This window comes from Pseudoalteromonas sp. SR45-5 (assembly GCF_014163565.1).
GTDB classification, from domain to species: domain Bacteria; phylum Pseudomonadota; class Gammaproteobacteria; order Enterobacterales; family Alteromonadaceae; genus Pseudoalteromonas; species Pseudoalteromonas distincta.
In genome coordinates this window covers 1-6,061 of sequence record NZ_JACJDN010000216.1, presented here as the reverse complement: position 1 = coordinate 6,061, position 6,061 = coordinate 1, and the positions used below count along the sequence as shown (strand labels likewise).

At 42.1% G+C, this 6,061-nt stretch carries 4 protein-coding genes; 1 reads left to right on the top strand and 3 read right to left on the bottom strand.

Annotated features, from left to right (window positions below; all coding sequences use genetic code 11):
* From H5072_RS09790 to H5072_RS09780, 3 genes are all read right to left on the bottom strand, one after another.
* The coding region (locus H5072_RS09790; RefSeq protein ID WP_182693416.1) for a GNAT family N-acetyltransferase at positions 1-912 on the bottom strand (912 nt) is incomplete at its 3' end.
* A gap of 88 nt (positions 913-1,000) precedes the next feature.
* Positions 1,001-1,849 (bottom strand): MBL fold metallo-hydrolase, encoded by an 849-nt coding sequence (locus tag H5072_RS09785; protein ID WP_182693415.1) that lies wholly within the window; start codon positions 1,847-1,849, stop codon positions 1,001-1,003.
* A gap of 58 nt (positions 1,850-1,907) precedes the next feature.
* Entirely contained in the window at positions 1,908-4,193 is a 2,286-nt protein-coding gene (locus tag H5072_RS09780; protein WP_182693414.1) for a penicillin acylase family protein, read from the bottom strand.
* A gap of 156 nt (positions 4,194-4,349) precedes the next feature.
* On the opposite strand from H5072_RS09780, the gene ycaO reads away from it, so the two are divergent.
* Positions 4,350-6,061, top strand: a 1,712-nt coding sequence (gene ycaO / locus H5072_RS09775; protein ID WP_182693413.1) for a 30S ribosomal protein S12 methylthiotransferase accessory factor YcaO, incomplete at its 3' end; no start/stop codon positions are given.

Genomic DNA, 6,061 nt, shown 5'->3' with positions numbered 1-6,061 from the left:
GTATTCTATTGCCATACGCGACATGGCGTTTTTAAATGTCTCGGTGTATTCCGCTAAATAGCGAATCGCTTCTGTTTGATTACTTTGATTTCCTAGCCCCATTAGTGGCGCATTAAAAAACTCAGGGAATAGTATAAAGTCACTTTTGTAGTCAGATACGGTATCTACAAAGTATTCAACCTGCTTTAGCATTTCTTCAACCGATTCAACACAACGCATTTGCCATTGCACAGCACCTACGCGCACTATCGATTTAGTTGACTCAAGTACCGTGTCGGTTGGCTCATACATAATGTTATTCCACTCAAGTAGAGTGGCGTAACCAACGGACTCTTGATCCTCCGGTAAATACTTTTTAAGTAATCGTTTTACCTGAAAATCGTTAGATAACTGAAAACTTAAAATAGGATCGTATAATTCTTTTTGATCTACTTTTGCAATGTATTCCATTGGCGTCATTTCACTGCTGTGATTGTAATAACGCGGAATACGCCCACCTGCTAAAATAGCGCGTAAGTTATATTGGCGGCACAATTCTTTACGGGCATCATAAAGGCGACGACCTAAACGCATGCCTCTGTGACTTTCGCTAATAGCAACATCTAAGCCGTATAGCGCATCGCCGTCGGTATCGCTAAATACACGGTCGTGACCGTCTGCAATATCTTCGTATGTATGCGGGTTTGAAAAACGCGTGTAATCAACCTGCACGCTTAATGCTAAGCCCACCAGCACGCCGTCATCCACAATACCTATTTGCCCTTCAGGAAACTGGTCTATTAATCTAAAAATGGTATGACTTGGCCACGCACCGCCTAAGTCGGGATACGCTTGATCCATCAAGGTTTTAATTTGCGGATATTGCTCTCTGGTTAAGTTACAAATTTCAAGATGGGTTTTTTCTGCCGACATACACAACTCCTTTGGGCATAAGAAAATAAAAGCCGAATGTACGTTAAAGTACACTCAGCTTTGTATCATGTTTTTTACGTTACGCGTACTACTTTAAGCTACGATAAAAAAGTGTGGTTACTTTCTCTTTTGGTAACCAGCCTGCGTATTCAAGATTCAGCTCAGCCAATGGATCGGCTTTAAGTACTTGCTCTAAGCTTGCATTATTTTGCATTGCTTTTAGCATTACGTCTTTCGCGTTTTGAACTAGCTTACCATACGCTATCAGTCCTGAACGGTCACTTACCTTGCCGTGTCCTGGTATTACTTTAGTGTTGTTGTCAATTTGATTAACTACATCGTTTACTGCCGCTAAAATACCATCAACGCTGCCGCCGCTATCTACATCAACAAACGGTAAGCTGCCAAAATTAAAGTAAATGTCGCCCATGTGCACTATGTTGTCGTTACTAAAAAAGATAACCGAATCGCCATCGGTGTGTGCATGTTCGTAATGCACTACATGGGCGTGTTCGTTATTAAAATGTAGTTTTAAGTCATGACCAAAACTAATGCGCGGTAAAAAGTCTGACCCCTCCCCGTGCTGCTCTTCTAAACGTTTGTGTACATTGTCGTGCGCTATAACATGCGCACCCGCTTTGGCAAAGTTCTCGTTGCCACCGGTATGATCGCCATGATGGTGAGTATTAATGACAAACTCTGCACTGCCTGGTTTTAAATCGCTAATGGTTTTTTTAATATCATCTGAGAGCTTGGCAAACTGATCATCAATAATATAAATGCCATCATCACCTACACTTGCTGCAATATTACCGCCTTGCCCAAATAGTACGTATACATGCTCACTTAGCTTTTGTGCTGTTACTGGGCCATCATCTGCTTGCGCTGTAGTGCTTAGTAATAAACCTGTTATTAATGCGGGTAGTATTTTTTTCATTTTAGTTCTCTGTTGTTTTATTGGTAATTATATAGAACGTGTTTAGCTATACTTTAGTTCATCGTGTCGGCTTTATTACTATTTGATGTATTAATTCTTGAGGCAATAAAGGTGTATGCTTACCTTCAACGTAATCACTAAACCCCGCTCTGTAAAATTCAGAAAGAGGGTGCCCCGATTGCCCACCCGGAATAGCCATAATTGCATGTTCTAAATGCCCAGGTTGAGCAATAAAACGCTGCGATGCGCCAAAACTACGCCCTTGTACGGCGGGCATATAACTATCACCAAAACCCGCTGCTGTGGGCATATTTAATAACTTAGCAAGTAACGGCATTTGCTTTGCAAACGGATGCTCTATCACTAACTCATTTACCTTGCCCCACTGCCAGTTTTGTACGTTATTACCAAATTGTTCTGTAAGCTTAGTAATAGTTTGGCTAAATGCTCCTTGTAACTGCTCATCCCAGCTTTTAAATTGTGGGTTTATCCATGTGTCGGGCCTGTTGTTTATAAGCTGCCAAACAGCGGGCTCTAAATCTCGTTTTACGTATTTAAGTGTGCCTTGTTGTTTATTTAATTCATCTTCCATACTGCTAAATAAAATATTAATCACTTCATCGCGGTAGCGCTTAACTAAGGTATACCCTATGGAGGTTGAACACGCACATTGCTGCCAGTTTTCAAGCGCTGTTATATATTGCTGATTTTTAGTTGTTTCGGCTTTTAATTGCTTTAATAGCAGAGCATGCCAAGGCATTAAAAAGCGAGCTTGGTTATCAAGTTGTAATGCGTAAAAGTCGCTCTCAGCAAATGCTTGTTTTTCAAATAATCTATCGCGAATTTGACTCGAACGTGCGCCGAGTGCATAGCCACCATTACCAAAACGCGCGTCATCCTCAGCCGATACCACGCGAGAATTACCAGTCCATAATCGACCGTTTTGCGGGTTTTTAATAAAAGGGCGTTGTAATTCATTTTGCTGCCAAAGCGCTGAGTAGTCATCGACATTTACGCCAAGCTCACTTGGCGTTTTACGAGCCGGTATACCGCCCATGTTTTTCCACGCTGCGCTACCAAGGCTGTCTACCACCATAAGGTTTTGCACCGGAATGCCTACATCGCTTGCTACAGCAAGTGCATCATCTACCGTTTTGGCTTGCTCTAATTTTAATAACTGCATATTAACGGCATAAGGCTGATGGGCAGCCCAGCTCAACGCATAAGGTTTTTCGTTAATATATTTTACAGGTCCGTATTCACTGAGTATTAATGAATAGTTTTCAACCTCCCCATCGGGTAATGCAATAGGTTCATCTACTTGCCATGTTTTACTATCATCGTTTAATGCAATCCAATCGGCTGTATCTAAATAACCGTTAGTAAATCCCCATGCAACATTGTTGTTAGTGCCAACAACAATGGCAGGTGCGCCGGGCAGCGATACACCGGTTACCTGAGTCTGCTCACCACTGTGCATGTAATTTAATTGTGCCCTGTACCAAATTACAGGTACTGCCATCGATAAATGCATATCATCCGACACCATACCACCCCCTGTTTTAGTAAGCGCCCCTGTAACAGCCCAGTTATTACTGCCGCGCTCTTGGTTGGCTTCAATACTTTTAACTATATGCTTTGTTTGAGTTGGAAAGGTAGGTATGCCGTCGCTATAAGGCGCTAATTTGCTGCCATCAAGCGCGGCTTGGTACTTACTCGGTTGCGTTAAAAAATCAACCATTTGCTTTGTGTACGCTTGCTCAATTTGAATAAGTGCTTGGTCGCGCTCAAATGTGGCGCTTTGTAAATCAAGGTACATGCTAAATATCACAAGTAGGCTGTCTTCACTTAGCCATGGCTTTTGCGCTGCACCGGTTAGTAAATATTCAAAGCTTGAATACCCTACTTGCGCTAAGCCTTCGTTTACACCTTGAGCGTAACTTTTAAGTAATTGCTTATCGGTCTCAGGCAGGGTTTGTAAAATAATTTGGCTGCGTTTACGTAATTGATGAAAACGCATTTTTTTATCGAGCCCCAACGCTGCTTGGCCAAATAATTCACTTAACTCACCTGCGGCATTACGCCTTAGTAAATCCATTTGAAAAAATCGGTCTTGCCCATGCGCATAACCTAAACCGTAGGCGGCGTCGTTTCGGCTATTGGCGTTTATTACTGCTTGCCCTAATGCATCTCGCGAAATTTTTACAGGCTCTGCTACCGCGTTACTGCGTCCGTTTCCATCAAGGGCGGGTAAACTTAAACTAAGTACCCCATAAACAACAGCGGTACTTGCCAGCCCTAATATCACAATTAATAACAACAAGCGTTTGATTACTTTAAACATCACCGTTTCCTTTGCACGTTTTGACCAAGCGTTAAGCACATATAATAACCACAGTTTTATTAAATAATAATGTTCTTGCTCGCAAAGGGTGAAATAAACATCAAAATCCACGATAATGTCAGCTCCACACATCGTGCAGAACTAGTTGAGATCAATATGACTGAAAAAACATTTATCAAAGGTAAAGACCGCGACCTAGAATCGTCAATCTCTACCATGCAAAACAAGCTTAAAGCCCTAAACATTAATGTTGAAGAAGCGCTTTGGCTTAACCCTGTAGCTAACTGTTATTCGGTTCATATAAAAGACAGCGACTGCGGTGTTATGTTTACCAATGGTAAAGGCGCAACCGACAAAGCATCTATTGCTTCAGCACTCGGTGAATACTTTGAACGCTTAAGCTGTAACTACTTTTTTGCAGACTTTTATCTAGGTGAAGAATTTGCTAATGGCGAGTTTACTCATTACCCAAGCGAAAAATGGTTTAAAGTTGAAGGCGATGAAGTGCCAGAGGGCATTATGGATGAAAGCTTATGGGATTACTTTGACCCAGAGCGCGAACTAAACGCATCACACCTTTTTGATTTTAACTCAGGCAATATCGATCGTGGTATTTGTACCCTGCCATACACACGCCAACGCGATAACCAAGACGTATACATTCCGGTAAACGTTATCGGTAATATTTTTGTATCTAACGGTATGAGCGCAGGTAACACCAAGTTTGAAGCTCGCGTACAAGGTTTATCAGAAGTATTTGAACGTGCTATTAAAAACCGTATCATCGCCGAAGGTATTTGTTTACCAATCGTGCCTGAAGACGTTGTTAAGCAATACCCTAAAATTCACGAAGCGTGTGAAGAGCTTCGCAGCCATGGCTTTCATTTACGTATTGCCGATGCGTCACTTGGGGGTAAATACCCTGTAATGAGCGTAACGCTTATTAACCCAACAGATGGTTCTGTATTTGCTTCTTTTGGTGCTCACCCATCATTTGAAGTTGCGCTTGAACGTACCGTGACTGAGTTACTACAAGGTCGTCGTCTTGATCAGCTAGATGTATTCCAACCTGCAACATTTGATAACGACGAAGTAGCAACACCAGAGAACATTGAACTGCACTTTATTGATTCAAGCGGTTTGATTTCGCATGATTTTTTCCGTGCAAAACCTGATTTTGAATTTGTACACTGGGACTTTAGCGGAACAACTGAAGAAGAATATAACTTCTGTACTGATCTAATTCATAGCATGGATCATGATATCTACATCATGGATTACACGCACCTAAACGTATACGCGTGTCGTATTTTAGTACCTGGCATGTCTGACATTTACCCTGTTGATGAGCTTATTTGGCGTAACAACAACGAAGGCGCAAAATTTCGCGAAACATTCCTATCGCTTGATCAGTACGATGCAGAGCAATGGATGGAAATTTACGACAGCCTAGAAGAAGCAGGCCACAGCGATATTATCCGCGCCGCAGAATTTATTGGCCTTGCAACCGATGCCGACACACCATGGCACACACTGCGTATAGGTGAGCTTAAAGCACACCTATGTTTAGCTGCAGGCAGCGAAGAAGCCATTGATTGGGTTGACTGGATACTTCATACAGGCCAAGTAAACGAAGAGGCAATGCGCCACTTCCGCTGTTTAAAAGCAGTTCTTGAAATTAAATACGATGACGAGCGCGAATACGCAGATTACCAAGATGCACTAGGCTTAATGTTTGGTGCTAATAATGTAGCGCTGGCTATAGAAATTGCCGAAGGTAAAAAGCAGTTTAACGGTTTAACTTTCCCTGGTTTATCGCTTGAAGGCTTTAAAAAGCATGCGGCGCTACTTGATGGTTACCGCAAGCT